Origin of the sequence: Streptomyces sp. NBC_01433, from assembly GCF_026340105.1 — a bacterium.
Classification (GTDB): domain Bacteria; phylum Actinomycetota; class Actinomycetes; order Streptomycetales; family Streptomycetaceae; genus Streptomyces.
Genome location: NZ_JAPEPM010000003.1, coordinates 447,715 through 467,279, shown reverse-complemented (window position 1 = coordinate 467,279; position 19,565 = coordinate 447,715). Strand labels below are relative to the sequence as shown.

Annotated in this window: 18 protein-coding genes and 2 pseudogenes; 13 read left to right on the top strand and 7 right to left on the bottom strand. The window is 69.0% G+C overall.

All coding sequences use genetic code 11. The annotated features are described in order from the left end of the window. Nucleotides 1-131: 131 nt before the first annotated feature. Complete coding sequence (locus OG413_RS38890; protein WP_266813987.1) at nucleotides 132-440, bottom strand: hydrophobin family protein; 309 nt, start codon at nucleotides 438-440, stop codon at nucleotides 132-134. 525 nt (nucleotides 441-965) lie between these two features. On the opposite strand from OG413_RS38890, the pseudogene OG413_RS38885 reads away from it, so the two are divergent. The 6 genes and pseudogenes from OG413_RS38885 to OG413_RS38860 form a co-directional block, all read left to right on the top strand. Next, nucleotides 966-1,259, top strand: a pseudogene (locus OG413_RS38885) (urease subunit gamma); the annotation flags it as partial. Next, nucleotides 1,239-1,781, top strand: coding sequence for an urease subunit beta (locus tag OG413_RS38880; protein ID WP_266814296.1), 543 nt, complete (start codon nucleotides 1,239-1,241; stop codon nucleotides 1,779-1,781). The pseudogene OG413_RS38885 and the gene OG413_RS38880, both read left to right, overlap by 21 nt. Further along, a complete protein-coding gene (locus tag OG413_RS38875) occupies nucleotides 1,778-3,820 on the top strand; it encodes an urease subunit alpha (RefSeq protein ID WP_266813985.1) in 2,043 nt (680 codons plus the stop codon). Before OG413_RS38880 ends, OG413_RS38875 begins: the two co-directional genes overlap by 4 nt. Before the next feature lie 112 nt (nucleotides 3,821-3,932). Further along, on the top strand, nucleotides 3,933-4,607 hold the full coding sequence (locus OG413_RS38870) for an urease accessory protein UreF (protein WP_266813983.1): 675 nt from the start codon (nucleotides 3,933-3,935) through the stop codon (nucleotides 4,605-4,607). A gap of 26 nt (nucleotides 4,608-4,633) precedes the next feature. Continuing rightward, nucleotides 4,634-5,329, top strand: coding sequence for an urease accessory protein UreG (ureG, locus tag OG413_RS38865; RefSeq protein WP_266813981.1), 696 nt, complete (start codon nucleotides 4,634-4,636; stop codon nucleotides 5,327-5,329). Next, complete coding sequence (locus tag OG413_RS38860) at nucleotides 5,326-6,180, top strand: urease accessory protein UreD (RefSeq protein WP_266813979.1); 855 nt, start codon at nucleotides 5,326-5,328, stop codon at nucleotides 6,178-6,180. Before ureG ends, OG413_RS38860 begins: the two co-directional genes overlap by 4 nt. Before the next feature lie 265 nt (nucleotides 6,181-6,445). On the opposite strand, the gene OG413_RS38855 is transcribed toward OG413_RS38860, so the two are convergent. Beyond that, nucleotides 6,446-7,456, bottom strand: a complete 1,011-nt coding sequence (locus OG413_RS38855; protein ID WP_266813977.1) for a ferritin-like protein — start codon at nucleotides 7,454-7,456, stop codon at nucleotides 6,446-6,448. 191 nt (nucleotides 7,457-7,647) lie between these two features. Here OG413_RS38855 and OG413_RS38850 point away from each other — a divergent pair. From OG413_RS38850 to OG413_RS38840, 3 genes and pseudogenes are all read left to right on the top strand, one after another. Next, nucleotides 7,648-7,781: pseudogene (locus tag OG413_RS38850) on the top strand (IS3 family transposase); the annotation flags it as partial. 223 nt (nucleotides 7,782-8,004) lie between these two features. Then, nucleotides 8,005-8,628, top strand: coding sequence for a dihydrofolate reductase family protein (locus OG413_RS38845; RefSeq protein WP_266813975.1), 624 nt, complete (start codon nucleotides 8,005-8,007; stop codon nucleotides 8,626-8,628). A 331-nt stretch (nucleotides 8,629-8,959) separates the two neighbouring features. Further along, complete coding sequence (locus OG413_RS38840) at nucleotides 8,960-9,736, top strand: hypothetical protein (RefSeq protein WP_323138008.1); 777 nt, start codon at nucleotides 8,960-8,962, stop codon at nucleotides 9,734-9,736. A gap of 388 nt (nucleotides 9,737-10,124) precedes the next feature. Here OG413_RS38840 and OG413_RS38835 read toward each other — a convergent pair whose 3' ends face one another. Continuing rightward, nucleotides 10,125-10,634, bottom strand: a complete 510-nt coding sequence (locus tag OG413_RS38835; protein WP_266813973.1) for a DUF4232 domain-containing protein — start codon at nucleotides 10,632-10,634, stop codon at nucleotides 10,125-10,127. A gap of 284 nt (nucleotides 10,635-10,918) precedes the next feature. Between OG413_RS38835 and OG413_RS38830 the strand changes: the two genes are divergently transcribed. Both OG413_RS38830 and OG413_RS38825 read left to right on the top strand, forming a co-directional pair. Beyond that, nucleotides 10,919-11,428 (top strand): hypothetical protein, encoded by a 510-nt coding sequence (locus tag OG413_RS38830; RefSeq protein ID WP_266813971.1) that lies wholly within the window; start codon nucleotides 10,919-10,921, stop codon nucleotides 11,426-11,428. 65 nt (nucleotides 11,429-11,493) lie between these two features. Then, nucleotides 11,494-12,024, top strand: a complete 531-nt coding sequence (locus tag OG413_RS38825; protein ID WP_266813969.1) for a DUF6529 family protein — start codon at nucleotides 11,494-11,496, stop codon at nucleotides 12,022-12,024. A gap of 226 nt (nucleotides 12,025-12,250) precedes the next feature. On the opposite strand, the gene OG413_RS38820 is transcribed toward OG413_RS38825, so the two are convergent. Together OG413_RS38820 and OG413_RS38815 are read right to left on the bottom strand one after the other, a co-directional pair. Then, nucleotides 12,251-13,825 carry an LCP family protein gene (locus tag OG413_RS38820; RefSeq protein ID WP_266813967.1) on the bottom strand — a complete coding sequence of 525 codons (1,575 nt, stop codon included), beginning with the start codon at nucleotides 13,823-13,825 and terminating at the stop codon, nucleotides 12,251-12,253. Nucleotides 13,826-13,987: 162 nt separating this feature from the next. Beyond that, nucleotides 13,988-15,037, bottom strand: a complete 1,050-nt coding sequence (locus tag OG413_RS38815) for a sodium:calcium antiporter (protein ID WP_266813965.1) — start codon at nucleotides 15,035-15,037, stop codon at nucleotides 13,988-13,990. 279 nt (nucleotides 15,038-15,316) lie between these two features. Here OG413_RS38815 and OG413_RS38810 point away from each other — a divergent pair, with 279 nt between their 5' ends. Together OG413_RS38810 and OG413_RS38805 are read left to right on the top strand one after the other, a co-directional pair. Further along, a complete protein-coding gene (locus tag OG413_RS38810; RefSeq protein ID WP_266813963.1) occupies nucleotides 15,317-15,865 on the top strand; it encodes a GDSL-type esterase/lipase family protein in 549 nt (182 codons plus the stop codon). Between the two features lie 85 nt (nucleotides 15,866-15,950). After that, nucleotides 15,951-17,549 carry a carboxylesterase/lipase family protein gene (locus OG413_RS38805; RefSeq protein ID WP_266813961.1) on the top strand — a complete coding sequence of 533 codons (1,599 nt, stop codon included), beginning with the start codon at nucleotides 15,951-15,953 and terminating at the stop codon, nucleotides 17,547-17,549. 122 nt (nucleotides 17,550-17,671) lie between these two features. Here the strand turns inward: OG413_RS38805 and OG413_RS38800 are convergent, their stop codons facing one another. Further along, the gene (locus OG413_RS38800; RefSeq protein ID WP_323138007.1) at nucleotides 17,672-18,526 is read right to left on the bottom strand and encodes an NmrA family NAD(P)-binding protein; all 855 of its coding nucleotides are present in this window, start codon (nucleotides 18,524-18,526) and stop codon (nucleotides 17,672-17,674) included. A 514-nt stretch (nucleotides 18,527-19,040) separates the two neighbouring features. Then, nucleotides 19,041-19,559, bottom strand: coding sequence for a MarR family winged helix-turn-helix transcriptional regulator (locus tag OG413_RS38795; RefSeq protein ID WP_073721618.1), 519 nt, complete (start codon nucleotides 19,557-19,559; stop codon nucleotides 19,041-19,043). Nucleotides 19,560-19,565 lie beyond the last annotated feature (6 nt).

Sequence of the window (19,565 nt, the reverse complement as noted above, 5' to 3'; positions counted from 1 at the left end):
GCCGGACGTCTCCGAGCCTCGAACAGCCCAGGCTTCGCAGGGAGGTTGAGGCCGGTTGCCGGGTTCTTCGAGCGGCCCCGGCCGGGCGGACAGACGAACCGGCCGCCCGGGTCAGTACGCGGTGACTTGCCTTATGCGGGCTTGTGCGGCAGACAGGTCACCCCGATGCCGGTATCCGGGGAGACAGTGACGCCGAGCAGGCCGAGAAGACCGGCAACCGCGGGGTCGTCGGAGTTTTTCAGGGACTTGCAGTCCTGGTTCGCCGGCTTCTCCTTCGTAGCGGGTGCACAGTCAACAGCCACCACACCGTTGAGGTCCGGGCCTGAGCAGTGCAGTTCCACCCCGGGCTCGGCCGCGGAGGCCGAAAAAGCACCATGGGACAGCACGAAGGCCGTCGCGACAACGGCGGGCGCCACGAATCGGCGGGAATTCTTGATCATGCCGACTTCAACGAGGATCGCCCGTCCCGGACACGGAACCGCGCAGCGCGTGGGCGGGACAGCGGCCACGACAAGCCGTCGAACCAGCAGGACACGAGAACACGAAACCGTCGGCAGACAACGGTCACACAGCCCTGACGCAACAGGGACCCCGCCTCTCGTGAAGCTCCACTTCATAGTCAACATCAGAAGTCAACACGACTGGCCCACCAAGAGAGACCGCGCCCCGTTCTCGCCGAGCTCCCGGGTGGACGGACGTGACACCCGGCGCGCGACCGAACGCTGAACGGCCTTATACGGAGGAGCAGTTCGGGATCTCTGGCCCGCCCTCGTCTCACGGCTGACAACGGCCGCGCAAGCCGCTGCTCGCATTTCACTCGATCGTGTACGTGATCCGTGCTCTGGAGCACTCCGCCAGCGTCTTCCGCCAATGATCAGCGAGCGCCCGGCGCCATGCAGGGGCGTACACCGTGTTCCTGGTATGCCCGGCCGCACGTACTGTCCGAACAAGAGAATCGACTCATTGTGCATTTAACTCCGCACGAGCAGGAGCGCTTGCTGATCCATGTGGCGGCCGACGTGGCGCGCAGGCGCCGCGAGAGCGGGCTGCTCCTCAACTATCCGGAAGTCATGGCCCTGTTGACCGTGTACGTCTTTGAGCAGGCGCGGGCCGGCAAGACGGTCAGCGACATCATGGACTCGGGCCGGCAGCTGTTCAGCCGTGATGAGGTGATGGACGGCGTCCCGGAGATGATCAAGAACGTGCAGGTGGAGGCCACGTTCCCGGACGGCACCAAGCTGGTCACCATCCACGACCCCTTCCCGGAGGCCGCGGAGGAGCCCGAGGTCTACCCGGGCAGGGTCGAACACCCCCAGCCGCCGCGGGAGCCGGGCTGCCCGGTCGATTGCGCCGGCAACGGCAAAGACTCGTCGTCGTGCTGTGACAAGTGCCAGGACACGGCGTCCTGGCACGAGGCGATCACGTTCAACGCAGACCTCCAGGAAGAGGCCGTCGAGCTGCCGGACGGTAGCGAGATCAGTGGCGGCAGGACAAGGATCAAGGTGCGGAACATGTCCGACCGCCCCATCCAGGTCGGTTCCCACTATCACTTCCCCGACGTCAACCCGGGACTGAAGGTCCTCAAGGTCGAAGTGCCTGCCGGTCCGGAGCTGAAGCCGCCACAGGAGCTCAAGGACTGCGGGGCTGCGCGGATGCGTCGGCTCAACATCGCCGCGGGCACGTCCGTGCGCTTCGAGCCGGGCGACGTGTGCTGTGTCGAACTGGTGGAGATCCAGGGAGATCGACAGGTCGAGGGACTGCGCGGGGTGACGCACCGATGAGTGACAACTCAAGCACCACGTCGAGCGGCGGGTCGGCGAACGTGCGGGAGGACTCGACGCCGGGCAACATACTGAAGCGGGCCGATTACACCGCTCTGTACGGGCCCACCACCAAGGACCGCGTCCGCTTGGCCGACACCGCTCTGACGATCGAGATCGAGGCCGACTGGAGCGGCGGTCCGCAGCACAGCGGCAACGAGATGATCTTCGGCGGCGGAAAGGTCATCCGTGAGTCGATGGGCATGTCGCACATCGCCAGGGACAAAGACCCTGAGGGCCGTAAGCCCGTGGACACGGTCATCACGGGTGCGCTGATCCTCGACTGGTGGGGGGTGGTGAAGGCCGACGTCGGCATCCGCGACGGCAGGATCGCCGCGATCGGCAAGGCGTACAACCCCGGGACGATGGACCCGATCCTCGAATTCGAGATGCCGAACCGTCGTGCCCCGGACAGTCACGAGGGGCAGGGGCAGGGAGCGGTCCAGGACCGGGGGCTGCCGGAACCGACGAACTTCGTAGTGGGCCCGAGTACCGAGGTCATTTCCGGCAATGGGCGGATCCTCACCGCGGGGGGCGTGGACACCCACGTCCATTTCATCTGTCCGGAGCAGATCCACGAGGCTCTTGCCTCGGGCGTGACCACGCTCATCGGGGGCGGCACCGGTCCCGCCGAGGGCAGCACGGCCACCACTGTGACCCCGGGTGCGTGGCACATCACCCGGGCTTTCGAAAGCCTGGACGAGTACCCGGTCAACATCGGCCTGCTGGGCAAGGGCAGCACGGTGAACGAGGATGCTCTCCTGGAACAGGTGGACGCCGGTGTCATCGGGTTGAAGGTCCACGAGGACTGGGGCGCTTCTCCCGCGGTGATCGACACGGCACTGAACGTGTGTGAGGCCCGCGGGGTGCAGTTGGCCCTGCACGCCGACTCGCTGAACGAATCCGGATTCCTGGAAAGCACCCGAAGCGCTTTCTCGAAGGACGGGAAGAAGCGCTCGGTTCACATCTTTCATGTCGAGGGCGCCGGCGGTGGCCACGCACCGGACATGATCGAGCTGGTCAAGGAGGACAACGTCCTGCCCGCTTCGACCAACCCGACCCGCCCCTTCACGGTGAACACCGTGAAGGAGCACATCGACATGATGGTGGTGTGTCACCACCTCAACCCGGATATTCCGGCGGACATGGCCTTCGCCGACTCCCGCATCCGGCCGTCCACCATGGCCGCGGAGGACCTTCTCCACGACATGGGCGCCATCTCGATGATGTCCTCCGATGCCCAGGCGATGGGACGCATCGGCGAGATGATCATGCGCACCTGGCAGACCGCGCATGTCATGAAGTGCCGCTACGGCCCTCTGCCGGAGGACCTTGAGCGCGCGAAGGTCCGCCCGATCGCCGACGACACGGACCACTCGTACAACACGGACCGGCTGGTCCCGAACGACAACTACCGGGCGCGCCGCTACGTTGCCAAGTACACGATCAACCCGGCGATCACGCACGGCGTCGACGGGTATGTCGGTTCCGTGGAGATCGGCAAGATCGCCGACCTGGTGCTGTGGGAGCCGAAGTTCTTCGGCGTCAAGATGCACATGGTCCTCAAGGGCGGGCAGCTCGCGTACGCGCAGGTGGGCGACGCCAACGCCTCGATCACGACGCCGCAGCCCTTCCTGCCCCGGGAGGTCTGGGGGGCCACCGGCCGTGCCACCCGAAGCAACTCGGTCAACTTCGTGGCCGACAAGGAAGTAGCCGACCGTCTCAACAACGGCGGAGGCTCGGCCACCGACGGGTCCTATCCGACGGGCCTCGGCCTCGACAAGAAATTCGTGGAGATCACCAACACCCGAGGCGTCACCAAGGCCGACATGAAGCTGAACGACACGGTGCCGGAGAGCCTTGAGGTCGACCACAACAGCTTCGAGGTCACCATCGGCGGTGCGACCACGGGGGACGCCCGCACGGAACTCAACGGAGCGACCGTGCCACGCGCCTACGTCAGTGAAGTACCCATGGCACAGCGGTACTTCCTCTTCTGACCGGGCCGTACCCTGCCCTGCCGAACGCCGTCACCGCCGCTGCGGCCCGGGCGGGTACCCCGCCCGGGTCACAGCCCACACCATCCGACCCTGCGAAAGGCAGCCGCTCGCCATGAGCCGAGCCGCACTGCTCCTGCTGGCCGACGGCCGCTTCCCCGCCGGCGGGTACGCCCACTCCGGCGGCGTCGAATCCGCGATCGCCCACACTGCCGTACACGACATCGACAGCCTCGAAGCCTTCTGTCGCGGGCGCCTGCACACCACCGGTCTGACCACAGCGGGCCTCGCCGCCGCGGCCGCCGCCGGATGCGACCCGCTGGGGCTGGACGACGCCGCCGACGCGCGCACCCCCGTCCCCGCGCTGCGGGCCGTTGCCCGCAGGCTCGGGCGGCAGATGATGCGCGCGGCGCGCGCCACCTTCCCGTCCGCTGAACTCGACCGCCTGGCCGCCGAGTTCCCCCAGGGCACCCACCAATGCGTCGTCCAGGGCCTCGCCGCCCGGTCCGCCGGGCTCACCCCGGTGGAGACCGCTCTTGCCACGGCGTACGAGAGCGTCGGCGGCCCGGCCACCGCTGCGGTGCGCCTGCTCAGCCTCAACCCACTCGACGCGTCGCGGCTGCTGGTGCACCTCAGTGCGGAGATCGACACCGTCGCCGCTGCCGCCGCCGACGCGGGGGGCCGGGCGGCGGCCGAGGGCCTTGACGCCCTGCCGTCGGCGTCCGCCCCACTGCTGGACATCACCGCGGAGCAGCACGCCGCCTGGACCGTGCGGCTCTTCGCCTCCTGACCCATCTATCCCCCGCTGGAGTTTCCATGCACCTCGATCACCCCGTGACCGTGCCCCACCACCACACCTACAGTGCCGAGCCGCTGCGCGCGGACGGCAGCCCCCGCGCCTTCCGCGTCGGCCTGGGCGGTCCCGTCGGCTCCGGTAAGACCGCCAGTGTCGCCGCGCTCTGCCGCGCCCTGCGCGACAAGCTCTCCCTCGCCGTCGTCACCAATGACATCTACACCCGCGAGGACGCCGAGTTCCTCCTGCGCGAGGCCGTACTTCCGCCGGAACGGATCACCGCCGTAGAGACCGGAGCCTGCCCGCACACCGCGATCCGGGACGACATCTCCGCCAACCTGGAGGCAGTCGAGCACTTCGACGAGAGTCTGCACCCCCTCGACCTCGTGCTCGTCGAGTCCGGCGGCGACAACCTCACCGCCACCTTTTCCAAGGGCCTCGTCGACGTGCAGATCTTCATCATCGACGTCTCCAGCGGTGACGACATCCCCCGCAAGGGAGGCCCCGGCATCACCAACGCCGACCTCCTCGTCGTCAACAAGACCGACCTCGCCCCGTACGTCGGCGCCGACCTCGCCGCCATGGCCGCCGACGCCAAACGGCAACGCGGCGACCTTCCCGTCATCTTCACCAGCCTCACCTCCGACAACGGCATCCGCGAGATCGCCGACTGGGTCACCGGCCACCTCGCCCGGTGGCGTACGGAGGCAGCAGCGTGAGCACCCCTGTCCGACTCGCCACCCGCGGGGATTCGCCCGGACCCGCCACCCCCGTGTCCGGCATCGGCGAACCCTCCGGACACCCGGACGGCGTGCGTGCCACCGCCCGGATCCGCGCGACGTACAACGGACGTGTCACCACGCTCCCGCAACTTCGCAGCGACGGCCCGTTCCATCTTCGACGTATGCGCGCCGGCGGCAGGGGCGCGACGGTGGGAATCATCGGTGCGATGAGCGCCCCGCTCGGCGGCGACCGGCTCGCCATCGACATCACCGCCGAAGACCGGGCCGAACTGGAAGTCACCACGGCCGCCGCCACGCTCGCGCTGCGCGGCCCCACCAGCGCCCCGGCCACCTACGACATACGACTGACCGCCGGGGAGCACGCCCGCCTGCGTTGGCTGCCACAGCCGTTGATCAGCGCCGCCGGCAGCAACCTGCGTCAGACCTGCACCGTGAACCTCGCCGCCACCTCACGACTGCTGCTGCGGGAGGAACAACTCCTGGGCAGGGCCGACGAGAAGCCGGGCCACCTCGTCAGCCGCATCCGGGTCCACCACGCGGGCCGCCCGCTGCTCGACCAGTGCACCGCCTACGGGGACCCGGAGCCCGGATGGGACAGTCCCGCGGTCCTGAGCGGACACCGCGCGGTCGGCCAACTTCTTCTGGTGGATCCAGCGCTGGACGTCAGCCGTGGCCCTGTCCTGCTCGGCGACGGGACCAAGGACGGGGCTGCCGTCCTCGCACCGCTGGCCGGCGGCCCGGCACTCCTCGCCACCGCCGTCGCGCCGAACTCCTCGGCTCTGCGGGAGCTGCTCGACGAAGCGCTCGGACACGCCCTCGGAAAGTAGGGCGGAGGCCACGCCACCCGTCGGAGAGCGCGGACCACACCGCCGGTCGGCCCGAGGGGCCCGGTACCACCGGGGCGCCCTGATTCACCACCACACCCCCACGGGCCTTCGCCCTGGTCCTATGCCTTCGTGCCCGAGCACAGGACCAGAGCGAAGGCCGCTCCCACCTCCGCCGAACGCGAAATGCCGATCACGTTCGGGTCGCGTCGACGGGCGGAGCCGACATCGGGTCTGTCGGATCAACGGGCGTACCCGCCGGGTCGATTCAGGTCGGCACGACGAGGAACTCTGGTCCGTAGGTCTGCGTGCCGTCGCTGTCCGGCAGCGGCATCTGCATGAGTGAACGCGCGGGGGAAGCGAGCTGGTACATCGTGCCGACCGACGCACCCAGCTCGGAGGCGGACCCTGTCTCCCACGCCTTGTCGAGGTGTCCGAGCATGGCGGTGTAGGTCTGGTTGAACGTCGTGAGCAGTGCGGCCACGTCCGGAGTGGGGTCCGGCCATGAGGCGGCCGTGAGCCGGCCCATCGGATACGCATCGGGGAACGCGACGGGGTCGCCGTCGAACTTCCAGTCGGTGCCCGTCCACCGCAGCTTATGACCGTGGTAGAGCTCGCCGAAGCGGTAGTAGTGGGCCGGGGCGTCCCCGCCGCTCGGTGAATCCGCTGTGCCTTCCCCCTGTTCCTTGATCAGGGCGATGCTCTCCTCGATGACGCCGAGGTCGGCCATCGGCACGAGCTTGTTCGCCGCACCGACGTTGCTGGTCAACTGCCTGGCGGGATCGATGGTCGGATTGACGTCCTTGAAGGCGTCCAGGAGAGCGTCGTAGAACGCTCCGATCGTCGGCACACCCTCGCTGGTGAAAGCCAGGGGGTGTTCCGGCATCTCGATCTCCATGAACACCTCCTTCACGTAGTTCTTGGTGAGGCCGGACAGGTACACGCTCAGCTGGGGCCTCACCCCGCCCGGGAGTTCACCGGGATAGGAGATATTCGTCGCGGCCTCGACGATGCGCGGCGTACCGCCGATCGCGGTGAGCATGTTGGAGACCAGACCCATGTGGAACATCTCGTCGACCGCGATATGGGAAATGAGCCGAGCGGCGTCGGACGACGATGACTTGACCGACCAGTAGCCGCACAAGTAGGGCGGGAGCGTCGACAGTTCCAGTGCGACGGCCGCCTGCAGGCCATCCTTGAGCCACTGCAGGTCCCGTTCCGAAGTGTGGGTTGTCATGAGCCGGACGATCTCGGACGTTCCGGTGACTGCGCTGGTCATATGAGGTTCCCTGCGTTGCCTTGTCGGGCCGGTCCTGCCGTAGCGACATCGGCCACGGGAGCAAGCCGCTCCGGTGGCGACAATGGCGCACGGGCACGGGCAGGCCGGCCGGGTCCGCACCAATCAACCGGAATGAGTGAACACCGAGTCCGGCAACGTCGACGGGATGATCTTTGTTCTCTACGATGCACCAGGCGAGGCAGGAGGTCTTCCAGTGCTGACGTACGACAACGCCCGCCGACGCCACAGCGCCCTCGGCCACCTCTCGCCCGTCGAGTTCGAACAACAACACCAGAGCGAACGTGGACTCACACGCGCAGCTTGAAACCTGCCGTGTCCACATCGCGGGAGTCACCTCAGGTGAAGGGCCGCGCCTTCCGCGCGACCGACGTACTCAGTGCGTGTCTCCACGCCCCAGCGCGGGTTGATCAGCTCTGATGAGTGGCAACCGAACCGAGGTGACTCCAACCGATGAGTTCTCGTGGAGCGGTCGGTCCCCACTGGGCCGGGGTGGCAGGCGCCTCGGGGCTGAGGAAGGGCAGTGCACTGTGAAGTTGGTTCTGCAGGAGTTCCTGTCGCTGGACGGGGTGGCGCAGGGTCCCGGGTCCCCGGAGGAGGACACCAGCGACGGGTTCACCCGGGGTGGCTGGCTGGTTCCGCACCTCGATGACGCGTTCATGCGGATCGTCACGGGTTGGATCGGCGACGTGGACGCGTTCCTGTTCGGGCGCCGTACCTATGACAACTTCGCGCGTGACTGGCCAAAGATGAACAACCCGGACGACCCGATCGCCGCGAGGCTCAACGGCTTGCCGAAGTACGTGGCCTCACGAAGCCTGACCGAGGCCGACTGGGAGCCGACCACGATCCTCTCCGGGGACGTGGCGGCCCGGGTCGCGGAGTTGAAACAGCAGCCCGGAGGGGAACTGCAGATCCATGGCAGTGCCTGCCTCGCTGCGTCGCTGCTGGCCGACGGTCTGATCGATGAGGTGCGTCTGATGGTCGCGCCAGTGGTTGTGGGCAGCGGCCGGCGGCTGTTCCCTGACAACGGCGTTCAGGCCGGGCTGCGTCTGCTGAGCAGCGAGACGACCCCGAGCGGAGTGGTGGCCCAGGTGTACGAGTCGACCGGACTGCCTCAGTACGGCTCCTACGAGGCCGACGCACGCTCCTGAGAGGGCTGCGGGCCCGGCGCCGGGCGTACGGGGTGCGTAGCGGGGAGATGACAGCCGCTCGCACCACCCCAGGACCGCGTCGAGGCGACGCCGAACTCACCACCGACAAAACTCCAGCAACTCGCCGGCCCCGGACCGGAGTGGGGTGACGGGTGAGGCCCGGCGCGGCATTTCCAGCAGCCCAGAAAACGGAACATATCTGACGTTTCGTGATCTGATGGCCGGTGAGCTGCTCCGGCTGACATTGGGCGGGACCGGGCCCAGCCCTCATATCGTGCCGGACTGCCGCCGATCCTCGGCACCCGCCCCCAGGCCATCAGGAGACTCCGTCGTGAACAGGCAACGCGTCACCACACTGCTGGGCGTCAACGCCCTCATCGCCACCGCCCTCCTCACCTTCGGCACCGACGCCGCGGCCACCGTGCGCGTTGCCGGCACCGCGGGCGTCGTTACGTACCCGGTCGACGTCCCCGGCACGGACGGCGGGACCAGTGACGGCACCGGTCGACGCACCGTGGGTACCGCAGGTTCCGCAGGCGTCGCGGGAGGTGCGGGCACCCTGGTGCACCCGAGCGGTTTCTCCGGCACGAGCGGCGGGAACGGCGGGAACGGGACCCTCGGGGATGCCGGTGGCGCCGGAGGCGTCGGCGGGGCGGGCGGCGCCGGGTTCGGCAGTGGCCCCGGCGGTGCTGCCGGCCTCGGAGGACACGGCGGCAATGGCTCCGGCACCGGCATCGGCGGTGCCGGAGGCGCGGGAGGCGCAGGCGGAGCCGGAGGCGCGACCGGAAACGGCGCCGCCGGAGCGAACGGCGGAAACGGCGGCGACGGAGGAACAGGCGGACCCGGCGGGGCCGGCGGAGGAGGGGGCGCCCGCGGCGATGCCTCCCACACCAGCGGCAACGGCGGAAGCGGCGGTAACGGCGGTGCGGGCTCCCAAGGGGCCGGCGGGGTCGGGGGCGTGGGCGGTGCCGGCGGGGCAGGCGCCCCGGGCGGCGCCGGAGGCCGCGGTGGGGCCGGCTGCTTCGGCCTCAACCCCGGCAGCCCCGGAGCCCCCGGCTCGGCAACCGGCACCGGTGGCGCCGGCGGCGCAGGTGGCTCTGCCTGCTGACCATCACCAAACACGCCGGCCGCTACCAGGCAACGTTCAGCTTCGCCCTGACCCTGGTTGAAGTGGCCATCGCCCAGGCGGCTGCGGCCGGCAATCATGCGTCTGAACGGGGCAGCCGTGGCTGGGTTCCCGGTGTCCACCGGGGCCAGACACATGGTGGACGCCGTTCCCCCAAGTCGTCAGCGAATCCGGCCAGTCGGTGTCTCTCTCATGAGACATAGGGATCGTCGAGGACGAAATCCATGCCGACTTGAGACGCCACAACCATGTCGTTCGGCAGGGCACTTCACGTGTCGTGCCGATCGGTAGTACGCCCACGCCAAGAAAACTCGGTGGCGTTCCGCGGCAGAGACACTGCCGCGGAACGCCACCGAGGTAGGGAATGACGTCAGACGCCGCGCTGGACCGGACCGATGAGGGTGCCGGTGGCCACGGTGAACCCGCCCTCCGCGAAAGAGGTACCGGGGATCTGCCCGCCCGGAGCCTGGAGCGTGAATGACGCCTCGTCCGCAGGGGTAACGCGACCGGTGTTCGGAACCTGGATGTCGAAGTGGACCGGGTGACCCGGGCCGAAGGTCACCGCGGTCTCCTGGCTGCCGTAGCGGCCGGCAGTGACCCCGCTGTCCGAGCCGTGGTCCGAGAACCGCACGTCCGTGGGCGAACCGGCCAGCTCGCACGGCTCGTACCCGCGCGGTGCGGTCAGGGTGACCCGGTAGTGACGGTGCCCCGCGCTGCTGGGCGCATCGGTGATCTTCGCGGTGTGGTTGGCCGGACGGCAGGCGGATGGGGCAACGCTCCTGCCCGTCGCCGACGAAGCCTGTGCTACTCCCCCAGCAGCAGCGCCCGCCAGCACAGTGGCAGCGAGGGTGACGGCAATCTTCCGGTTGGTACGCATCATGAACACTCCTTGCCTTGCTCAATGGCCCTTCGGGTATTCACCGTCAGAACCATGGTCAGCACGATTCCTGCCCGCCCTCCCTCACTGAGAATGTCTCAGGACGGCCACAGCTGAGTCACCAGTACGTGGGCGTCGATACGGGTGAGTTCGATCTGCCTGCGCGCACAGGGCGGCCGAACCATCGAATGAGCCGGGCGAGTGGTCTTGACGAGGGCTCTGTACGCGGGCGGGTGGAAGCGGGCAGAGACATTGGGCCCCCAACACGCTCACCCCTGGAGCCCCTGATGAAGCGCACTGCCACGGCGGCCACCTGTGCCGCCACAGTCCTGCTCACCGCCGTCCTGACCGGCTGCTCCACCAGCACCGGCGACTCCGCCGAGGAGGGCCACGGCCCCGCCGTCTCCAGTGCCTCCCCCACGAAGGTCGAGCAGGCCACCGTCGCCACGAAGTCCGCGGGCAAGCTCGGCACCATCCTCGTCGACGAAAAGGGCCGCACCCTCTACCTCTTTCTCGCCGACAAGGAGAAGAACAAGTCGACCTGCACCGGCGACTGTGCGAAAGCCTGGCCACCGCTGCTCAGCAAGGGCGCCGCCAAGGTCGGCAAGGGCGTGGACAAGAAGCTGCTCGACATCGCCAAACGCTCCGGCGGCGCCGAACAGGTCACGTACAACGGCCACCCCCTCTACTACTACGCCGGTGACTCCAAGCCCGGCCAGACCAACGGCCAGGGCCTCGACCAGTTCGGCGCCGAGTGGTACGTCCTGAACGCCAAAGGCAAGCAGGTCGGGAGCTGAGCCGGGAAAGCGGCGCGGGCGCGCAGCGCGGCGAAGACGGCGGCAGCAGCCGGGCGACCCGCGCCGTGCTCGCCGTCCTGGTGCCCATCGCGGTCGGCATCGGGATCTACGTCTTCGGCACGCAGCACACCCCGGACTACACCAGCGGGCTCTACGGGGAGCACGGCACCGCCGCGGTCGACCTCAAGGCCCGGCTCAGCAGCGCACTGCTCTGCCTCGCCCTCATCCAGCTCGGCCTCGCCCTGTGGATGTACGGCCGGGTGCCCGGCGCCCGGTCCGCGCCCAGGTCCGTGCGGTTGGGACACCGTGCACTCGGATTCCTCACCTTCCTCTTCTCCCTGCCGATCGCATACCACTGCCTCATGGCCTACGGAATCGAGACGACGTCCCCGCGGGTCGCGATCCACTCCTTCGCCGGGTGCGCCCTCTACGGTGCGTTCGTAGCCAAGGTGATCGTCGTACGCAGCCGACGTCTGCCCGGCTGGCTGCTCCCGGCGATGGGCTCCCTCCTCGTGCTCGGCGTGGCTCTCCTCTGGTATACGGCGGCCCTCTGGAACCTCAACGGCGACTCGGTCCCGGGCCTTTCCTCGACCTGAGCGCATCCCTCCGGACCTCGCGTACGGAGTCTCGGTCCGACCTGTCCTGTCCGGCGCCCGGGGAGACCCGGCGGTCCGCCCGGAGAACACCGGCCCGCCCCCAGGAGGCCGTCCTTTCCGCGGCGACCGGTTCAGACCGGGACAGTGTTCTCCCGCCCACGCAGTTCACCGGCGTCTTAGGTCGAGGTGGTGCTCGGCATGCGGAACCTCCCAGTGGGGTGCGGGGTCAGCCATAGGAGAGGTCGGAGCAGATATCGCGGTCGGCCGGGCGTGCCTGCGCGGTTACGGCTGAGGGCAGCTCGGATGTGGCGGCGGGGGCGGAGGCCGGGGAGGCAGTGGGGGCATTGGCGTAGTCCTGGCCGGCGATGAGGTTGATCTGATGGCCGGGGATCGGCTGGAGCTGCGCCTCGGGGAAGAGCGTGGCGAGGGTCCGGGCCTGGGTTTTGAGTCCGGCGCCGTACTGGACGACGGTGGTGGTGTGGTTCTGGGTGTTGGCTGTCGCGGTGCCGGAGACGGTGAACCGCTCGGCGCGCAGGAAGCCTGCGGCGCGGGCGGCGAGGCCGCTGGTGGTGGTGCCGTTGTAGACGGCGACGGTGATGCCGGCACCGCCGGTCGTCCTGGCGGTGGGGGCCGGGGTGGTCTTCTTCTGTTCGGCGTGCTGCCCGGTGGTTCTGCCGTCGAGGGTGCGGTCCTCTTTGAGGGTGGCCCAGAGGTTGTCGGCATCGGGATGGACAAGGGCGACGCGGGCCCCGCTGTACTCCCAGGGGACGGTGAGGAACTGGATGTTGCCGAGGTCGATGTCCTTCAGCGACATGGCGAAGGACATCAGCTTGGCCGCCGAGTCGAGCCCCGGGTCGACAGTGAGGGACTTGGTCGCCGCGTTGGCGAGCGGGAGCAGAGTGCTGGGACCGAACCCTTCCCGCTTCACCTGGCCGATAAGGCTGGAGACGAAAGCCTGCTGCCGTTTGGTGCGCCCGATGTCCGAGCCGTCGCCGATTCCGTGGCGCAGCCGGACGTAGTCCAGAGCAGCCTTCCCCGAGACTTTCTGTTCGCCCTCGCGGTAGACGAGGCTGCCCTGGGTGGGGCGGTTGGGGTTGAGGTCCTTCTGGTAGATGTCCTTGGGCAGGCACACAGGGACACCGCCGACGGCCTCGGTCATGGCTGCGAAGCCGGCGAAGTTGACGACGACCGTGTGGTCGATACGCAGGCCGGTGAGCGCCTCGACGGTGTTCTGGGTGCAGGCGGGGTTGCCTGACGGTGTGCTGCCGAGGGTGAAGGCGGAGTTGAACATGACGTTGGTGCGCGGCGGTGACCACAAGCTGTCGGGGAGCAGACAGGGCGGTGTGTCGACCAGGGAATCCCGGGGGATGGACACGCCGACCGCGTGGCTCCGGTCGGCGTAGACGTGCAGCAGGATCGTGGTGTCCGAGCGGCCCACCGGGTCTTCGCCGCCGCCGAGCCTGGCGTTGTCACCGGACCTGCTGTCGGATCCGATGAGCAGGATGTTCTGCGCGTCGCCGGGGGTTTCCCGCGGGCGGTGGTGGCTGAGTCCTTTGCCGTCGAAGGTGTTGATGTTGCCCGACAGCCGCAGATAGACGGCTCCCCCTGCCGCTACGGCCAGCACGACAACGGCTGCCGTGGCGATCAGAAGCAGATTCGTGCGGCTGCGGGGCCTGCGCCGTCGGCGGGCGCCAGGGGGCTCGGGCGGGCGCCTGCGACGGCGGCCACGGCCCTGCGCGGCAGTGGGGTCCGGAACAAGTGGTCGCTGGGTGATGTCGTGGTTCGGTTGCTCTGCGGTCATGATCACGCATTCGTCCGGGCGCCCAGACGCGAGGGCGCGAGGGGAGGTCCCAGCCGTGTGCGGGGACTCTGGTGACACCATGGGAACGGCGACGGTCCAGGCATCCGGCAGCGGGTCCTCCTCGGGCTGCCAACGGAGCCAACGGAGCCGGTGATGCGGGCGTCAGGCCAGGATCGGGATGAGCCCCAGGCCGAAGACCACGTAGAAGAGGGCCGCTACGGCCAGCCGTCCGGGGGTGAGTTTGTGGGCCCGCATCGACAGGAGGAGGTAGACGATCGCCGCCATGGTGATCAGGCCCGCCCAGAGCAGGGCGCCATCGAACTTCCAGCTGGTGAACAGCAGCCCCAGGCCGCTGGGGACGGTCGCCTGGATCATCATGGCGCCGGAGATGTTCGCCAGGGCGAGCTTGGTCTTGCCCTGACGGACCCAGATGACCGCGTTCATGATCTCGGGCAGCTCCGTCGCGACCGGCGAAAGGAGCAGCGCTGTGACAGCGGTCGAGAGACCGAGCATCGGGCCGATCGCGTCGAGCTGTTTCACGAACAGCTGGGACGCGAAGAAGATGACGCCCAACGTGGCCACGGTCTGGACCACGACAGCCCACGTGGCCGGAATGGCGGCCTTGGGCCGGAGCTTGAGTGGCTCCAGTTCCTCGTCCTCCCCGCCGCCGTCGTCGCCGCTGCGGATCTCACGCCAGAAGTAGACGGCGTAGGCGCCGAAGAACAGCAGGCCCAGGGCCGGTTTGAAGGCGAAGGCGACCAGGCCCAGGGAGACCTTGACGATGAAGATCGGCAAGAACCATTTCTGGTCCTTGGCCAGCCGCTTCATGTCCTTCTCATCGCCCAGCGCCTGAACCCCGTCGAGGCCGCTGGACGGCAGGCCGGTGGTCTCCAGGACCGGACGGCGCTCCTTGCGGCGCTTGAGAAGCAGTATCCCGCCCGTCACACCGTAGGCCACCGTGGCGAGCACCAGCGGACCGCCCATCGCCGCGCCGACACCGATGTTCTTGGCCTCCTCGGTGGCGCCCGTGGTGACAGCGACCAGGGTCACCACGGACTCGGGCAGTGCAGTCCCGAACGCGGCCAGGATCGTGCCGACCGCCATCTTCGCGACGTTGAGGCGCTGGCCCAACCACTCCACCGCGTTGACGAACCACTCGCACGAGAGATAGATCGCCACCGCGCACACGATGAGCAAAACGAAATGGATCACACTGACCACCCAGCTTTCCCGCACCACGGGTTCCTGAGCGATACGCGGTTGGAGTCCCGGCGTACGACCTCGGCCCCGCGACGTACGTACATCGTCGACAAAGAGCCGAAGGTCTCGCCCACCCGGCAGATTCTGCACGGGCCCGGCCACCGGGAGCCGCAAGGACTCCAGCATGTCGACGACCGGTTTGCGGGGCTACTCCCCTTCGCAGCCGCTCACTTTACACCTCGGCGCCTCATGAAGACCGACCCCGCGCGTCACGTTCCGTTCCGAGCGGAGGTGACCGCCGATGATTTGTCGCTGCCCGGTCCGTGCCCCCTGCCGGGGCGGCGGACCCGCCCGATCGCGCGAACCGCGATCGGCGGCGCGGTCCGGCCGAGGTCGGTGCGCCTGTCCGGGATCGAAGTCGTCGGCTTCGAACAGCGGGATGGCATCGTCGCGTTCGGTGACTCCATCACCGACGGGGACGGTTCGACCGTGGACGCCAACCGCCGCTACCCCGACCGGCTCGCCGACAGACTGATCACCCTGCGGCGACCGGCACCGGTACTGAACGAGGGCCCCAGCGGAAATCGGCTCCTCACCGACGATCCGTTGCGCGGCGACGGCGGGCTGACCCGCTTCGGACGGGATGTGCCGCGTCAGCCGGGAATCGGCACGGTCATCCTGCTGGAAGGCATCAACGACATCAACTTCGCCGGAGTGCTGCAGGAACCGGCAAACCCGGCGCGGCTGAAACCGTCGTACGACAGCCGCGACCACATGCACCCGAACGACGCCGGATACCACGCCATGGCCAATGCCATCGATCTCGACGACCTCACCTGATTGACTACTCCCAGTGATCGCCGGCTGCGCGTAGTCGCCGTATTCGTCGTAGCGTCGAGGTCCGTGCACCATACGAGGAGTCCTCATGGGTTCGGTGTTGCGCAGAGGCCGGCTGCTCATCGCGGTGACCACGGGTGCCTGTCTCCTGCTGTCAGCCGGTGCGCTGCACGCCTCGGCCCCGCCGGAACCGGTGCGGCCGTTGACCGTCCAGCTCGACTCCGGCCTGATCCGCGGCAAGGAGAACGGTGCGGTCAACCAGTACTCCGGCATCCGTTACGCCCAGCCTCCGGTCGGCGGTCTCCGGTGGAAGAACCCGCTGCCGGTGCGGCCCTGGAAGGGTGTCGCGGACGCGACACGTCCCGGCCGGATCTGCGCCCAGCCGGACCCTGCGGGCAATGGCGCGTTGACGGGCGGGGAGGACTGCCTGTTCGTCAACGTCACCGTCCCACGTTCCCGTGCCGCCCGGCCGCGGCCCGTCATGGTCTGGTTCCACGGCGGCGTCTACACCGCCGGCGCGGGCAGCAGCTATGACCCGAAGCGGCTCGCCTCCCGCGGCGACGTCGTGGTCGTCACGGTCAACTTCCGGCTGGGAGCGCTCGGCTACCTCGGCCTCCCGCACCTGCCCGGATCGGGCAACTTCGGGCTGGCTGACCAGATGGCGGCGCTTCGCTGGGCCCGGAACAACGCGGCAGCCTTCGGCGCGGACCCCACCAACGTCACCGCTTTCGGCACGTCCTCCGGAGGAATGAGCATCTGCGCCATGCTCACCGCCCCCGCCGCACGGCACCTGTTCCACAAGGCCGCCGTCCAGTCCGGATCCTGCATGCTCCACTGGCCCCCCGCCACCACCTCACGGCCCGAACCGTACACAGCACTGCACAAGGTCGAGGCCCTGGGCCTGGCCGCGGCGAAAGATGTCGGCTGCCCCTCAGGGCAGGAGCTGGCGTGCCTGCGCGCCAAGCCGCTCTCCGGTCTGGCACCCGTCATCGGCCGGTTCGGGACACTCGCCTACGGCACACCGCTCCTACCGGAACACCCCGCCCAGGCTCTGCGCGAGGGCCGCTTCCGGCCGGTTCCCGTACTCTCCGGCGGCAACCGGGACGAAGGACGCACCGTCTCCCAGGACACCGGACCGGGCGGCAAACCCCCCACCGCCGAGCGGTACCCGGCGCTCCTGCGAGCGGCCTACGGCGACCGCGCCGCCCAGGTCGCGGCTCTGTATCCGCTCTCGGACTACCGCTCCGCACAACTCGCCTGGGCGACGGTGATCACGGACTCCCAATGGTCCTGCCCCACCCTGACCGGCGACCGCCTCCTCGCCCGCCGTACACCCGTGTACGCCTACGAATTCGCCGACGAACACGCCCCGAACATCGGCGGGCTTCCCGCCGACCTGCCGCCGGGAGCGGCCCACGGCAGCGAACTCCCCTACCTATTCGACTTCTTCGACGCCAGCGGCTGGCCGCACCTCACCCCGGCGCAGAAGGCCCTCGCCGAATCCATGGTCGACTACTGGACCGCCTTCGCCCACACGGGAAACCCCAACTCGCCCGGCGCACCCGCATGGCCGGCCTTCACTCGCGCCCGGACGGTCATCAGCCTCGCACCCGGCCCGGACGGCATCCGCCCCGCCGACTACGCCGCCCATCACCACTGCGACTTCTGGCCAGGCCTCTCACGCTGACCAGGTGCCGCCGTCCACACCCGACAGATCCTGCCGACACAACACCCAACCGCCAACCCACCACACCGGTCTCATTCCGAAACGATCAGTACGCGGGCGCGTCCCTCCCGCACGGCACGGGATCAGCGGAAGCGGCCCAGGTGTTCGCGCAGGAACGCGTCCAGGGTGCGGGGCTCGCGGCCCAGGACGCGGGCGACCGTGTCGGTGGGTGACTCCGGGTGGGACACGGCCAGTTGCTGAACATCCACCACGTGCTCGGCGAGCCACGGGGGCATGTGCGCGTGGTGGACGAGACTTTCCCGCAGTTCGTGCGGGGCCAGGTCCACGTAGCGGACCGGGCGGCCGAGCAGGCGGGACAGGGTGTCGGCGAGTCCGCCGTAGCCGACCGCCTCGCCTCCGGTGAGCACGTAGGTGCCGCCCGCGAGATCGGCGCGCGTCAGCGCCGCGGCTGCGACGTCACCGATGTCGCGGCAGTCGACCCAGTTGCAGGGGGCATCCCGCATCGCGCCCAGGACGACCCCTTGCGCGGCCACGGCCGGAGCCAGGAGCAGCAGGTTCTGCATGAACGCGTAGGGCCGGAGCACGGTGTGGGTGAGGCCGGACGCGCGCAGGTGTTCCTCGACGGCGTGGTGACCCCGGGAGATGGGGACAGGGGAATCCGCTGTGGCGGCCGGATCGGAGATCTTGACGATGTGCGCGATGCCGCTGTCGGCGGCCGCGTCGACGACACGCGTTTCGAGCTCGACCTGCGCCGGGCTGTTGGCCATGGCGAGGAAGAGTTGCCGGGCACCCTTGAACGCGGCGCGCAGCGAGGCGGTGTCCGCGGCGTCGGCGGGCACGACCTCGACCAGGTCACCGGCCACGTCGCCGAGCTGGGCCCGCAGTTGGTCCGGGTCCCGGGTCAGCGCCCTGCTCGGCACGCCCGATGCGGCGAGGCTGCGCAGCAACGCGCCGCCGGTGGTTCCGGACGCTCCCATGATGACGATCATCGTGTGCCTTTCGGTCTTCCCGGGGGGGGGCAACCACGGGGGCTTTAGATGGATGCGCCGGTCGCCGGGTCTGCTCCCGGCGCGGGCGGTGTGGGAAGTACGGGGGTAGAGGCGATACAGGGGTACGGGGAGTGCAGGCGGTGCGGGCTACGGCTGCCGTGGCTGCGCTCGCTGGGCCACTCGCCCAGGTGCCGATCAGCAGCGCCGCCACGGCCGGGGGCCGGCGATGGACGTACAGGCGGCCACCGCCGGCTCGGCCTGCCCACCGGCGGCGGTGCCCTTTCCTCGGGGCACGGCGGCCTCTGTTCCGCTTTCGCAGGGGATCGACGGGGTGAGTCCGGACAGGCGAGAGACCAACTTCCCGATTATGATTAAGGGGCTAACTATTGGGCTACAAAAGGGCACCTGCCCACACCGACGGGCGCTGCGGCTTGCCATGCGGATCGGATCGGCTCTTCGGATCCACGCAGGGGACATACGACCGGGCGCACGACGCGGCGGACTACTCCGCGGTCAGGGCACCGATTCCACGAACGACCCGCGAGAGCAGATCCAGAAACACCGCGCGCTCGTCGACCGTGAGCTCGCCCACCATTTCCTGAAGGCGAGCGAAATGCTCGGGCGCCATGTCGCGCAACCGCTGCGCACCGCGCGCGGTCAGGACCACCACAGCACCCCGCCCGTCCTCCGCGGACGGGCGCCGGGCGACCAGACCCTCCCGCTCCAGCCCGTCGACCAGGCCGGTAACCGTGGCCCGCGAGACGCCGAGATCGGCCGCCAGGCGCGAGGGGGACTTCTCCCCGTCGTGATCCTCCAGATCCGCGAGCAGCCGGTATCGCCCGGTCGACAGCCCGTACCTCGCGAAGTGCACCTCCGTCGCCCGACCGAGCCGCGCCCCCGCCGAGATCAGCCGCACCGCGACGAGCACCGCCTGCGGGTCGACCCCGAGACCGTAGTGCTCCAACTGCCGCCGGGCCTGATCCAGCGTGGGTGACTCATGGTTGGTCTCGTCCGTTGCCATGAAAGT

Excerpts from the sequence above, each read along its gene's own strand:
- OG413_RS38855 (WP_266813977.1), bottom strand. The coding sequence starts at position 7,456 with ATGACCAGCGCAGTCACCGGAACGTCCGAGATCGTCCGGCTCATGACA.
- OG413_RS38870 (WP_266813983.1), top strand. The coding sequence starts at position 3,933 with ATGAGCCGAGCCGCACTGCTCCTGCTGGCCGACGGCCGCTTCCCCGCC.
- OG413_RS38890 (WP_266813987.1), bottom strand. The coding sequence starts at position 440 with ATGATCAAGAATTCCCGCCGATTCGTGGCGCCCGCCGTTGTCGCGACG.
- OG413_RS38830 (WP_266813971.1), top strand. The coding sequence starts at position 10,919 with ATGAAGCGCACTGCCACGGCGGCCACCTGTGCCGCCACAGTCCTGCTC.
- OG413_RS38875 (WP_266813985.1), top strand. The coding sequence starts at position 1,778 with ATGAGTGACAACTCAAGCACCACGTCGAGCGGCGGGTCGGCGAACGTG.
- OG413_RS38835 (WP_266813973.1), bottom strand. The coding sequence starts at position 10,634 with ATGATGCGTACCAACCGGAAGATTGCCGTCACCCTCGCTGCCACTGTG.
- OG413_RS38820 (WP_266813967.1), bottom strand. The coding sequence starts at position 13,825 with ATGACCGCAGAGCAACCGAACCACGACATCACCCAGCGACCACTTGTT.
- OG413_RS38795 (WP_073721618.1), bottom strand. The coding sequence starts at position 19,559 with ATGGCAACGGACGAGACCAACCATGAGTCACCCACGCTGGATCAGGCC.
- OG413_RS38805 (WP_266813961.1), top strand. The coding sequence starts at position 15,951 with ATGGGTTCGGTGTTGCGCAGAGGCCGGCTGCTCATCGCGGTGACCACG.
- ureG (WP_266813981.1), top strand. The coding sequence starts at position 4,634 with ATGCACCTCGATCACCCCGTGACCGTGCCCCACCACCACACCTACAGT.
- OG413_RS38800 (WP_323138007.1), bottom strand. The coding sequence starts at position 18,526 with ATGGGAGCGTCCGGAACCACCGGCGGCGCGTTGCTGCGCAGCCTCGCC.